Raw genomic sequence first — 1114 nt, 5'->3', positions numbered from 1 at the left:
ACCAATCATAAGTAATCATAATCTATACTATGTCTGCTGGTTAGAGGATTCTGTGTTTACTAGTATTATAAGCTATCAGTATTTTAGCGATCGCCCTTTTGGAAAAACTTTTTGGTTTACTGTTAATGACCAAACCCCGGCACGAATTACGAAAGCAGTTGCAAACTGCTTAATACACAAGCGTTTCGGCTTTTCTTAGTGCCATTCGATAAAGAAACCTTGGCAAGGGCAGCTTTAGGCTTGACGCTGGAGGAAATCAGCGATTTTCTGCGGCTTACTGTTAAGGAGCGATTAACTTCTAAAGGTATAGTAATTGATGCTACGGTCATCCCTTTGGTTGTCGAATACAAAACCCGCCTACTGTCTCAGATGGGTATTGAATTGGGTAAACCGGCGACCATACAGTTTGGTGGACTAGACCTGTTGCGGGATTGGTTGCAACGCCGCCGCCGGTTATTTTCTCAAGAAGCGCGATCGCTAAATCTACCCCAACCTAAAGGGGTGCTATTGGCGGGGCCACCAGGAACAGGTAAATCGATAGTGGCGAAAAACATTGCAACCATACTCAATCTTCCACTGCTGCAATTAGACATTGCCTCGATGCTTGGTAGCCTGGTGGGAGAATCTGAGGGCAATGTCCGCCGCGCACTCAAGACTGCTGAAGCGATCGCACCCTGTATCTTGTGGATTGATGAAGTTGAGAAAGCACTTTCAGCTAATGGCGATACCTCTGGAGTCTCACAAAGGATTTTAGGAAATATCCTCACTTTCATGTCTGAATGTACGGCGGGGGTGTTTGTGGTGGCAACCTGTAATGACCCAACAGCGCTGCCTATTGAGTTCAAGAGGAAAGGGCGGTTTGACGAGAATTTCTTCGTTGACCTGCCTACTGAGTTGGAACGCTGCCAAATTCTCAAAATTCACTTAGAACGGTTTGGTATAGAAGTTCCGCAGGAATATCTAGAGGCGATCGCTGCTAGCACCGATAAGTTTAGTGGTGCTGAGTTAGAAACCCTGGCATCAGAAGCAGCACTACTGGCTTTCGATGAGGGAAGACCTCAGCAGGTCACACTGGCTGATTTAGAAAATTGTCAGCAAAACATCACCCCTTTAG

1 protein-coding gene and 1 pseudogene are annotated in these 1114 nt (G+C 46.1%); both read left to right on the top strand.

Annotated elements, in window-relative coordinates; genetic code table 11:
- Positions 1-199 (top strand): hypothetical protein (locus AC1F2U_RS34735; RefSeq protein WP_480265276.1); only part of this gene is annotated, 199 nt, incomplete at its 5' end.
- A gap of 5 nt (positions 200-204) precedes the next feature.
- Positions 205-1114, top strand: a pseudogene (locus AC1F2U_RS34730) (AAA family ATPase); the annotation flags it as partial.

The sequence above is a fragment of the Nostoc sp. LEGE 12454 genome (assembly GCF_056620565.1).
The sequence above is the reverse complement of the archived record's forward strand: the minus strand, read 5'-3'. Positions and strand labels throughout refer to the sequence as shown.